The following is a 661-nucleotide window of genomic DNA, read 5'->3' on the forward strand; positions in this document are numbered from 1 at the left end:
GGCGTCGCGGACATCGGGACCGTCGGGAGCGACGCCCGGCGGGTCCGGACCGGAGCGGGAGACACCACCCGGATGGGCATCGGGAACGGCACCGGGAGCCGGGCGTGGGACGCCGGGGACGGCGCAAGCAGCATCGCAAGGAGCCGCACAGGGGGCATCGCGGGGTGCGTCACCGGGATCAGCTCCCGGGGCGTCACCCGGAGCAGCGCCAGGTGCGTCGGCGGGCACGATGCCCGGGGCGTCGCTGGGGTCGGCGCTGGGAGCGTCGGCAGGCACGCTGCCCGGGTCGCTGCTGGGGACGGCACTGGGTGCCTCGCTGGGAGGGCCGCTGGGGATGGTGCCGCCGGGGATGGTGCCGCCGGGGTTGTTGCTGGCGACGGGGCAAGTGCTGCCCGTCTCCAGCGTGCATCGGCTCGCCCGGACCTCGACTCTGGTGCGGATCGTCATGAACGCCGACGGGCAGGTGCTCGACATGGGCCGCAAGGTCCGTCTGGCGACTCCTGCCCAGCGGCGGGCCATCTTCGCCCGGTATGCCACGTGCTGGGTCGACGGCTGCCCGCTGCCGGCGACCATGTGCCAGATCGACCACGCCGACAACTGGAGCACCGGCGGGCTCACGGACCTGAAGCTGCTGGGCCCGGCCTGCCAGTTCCACAACCGC

1 protein-coding gene is annotated in these 661 nt (G+C 74.1%); it reads left to right on the plus strand.

Translation table 11 applies throughout. The features are described from left to right. Nucleotides 1–229: 229 nt before the first annotated feature. Nucleotides 230–661 (plus strand): HNH endonuclease signature motif containing protein (locus FLV34_RS39570; protein WP_147945622.1); only part of this gene is annotated, 432 nt, incomplete at its 3' end.

It is taken from the genome of Microbispora sp. CSR-4 (assembly GCF_008033685.1).
Classification (GTDB): Bacteria; Actinomycetota; Actinomycetes; order Streptosporangiales; family Streptosporangiaceae; genus Microbispora.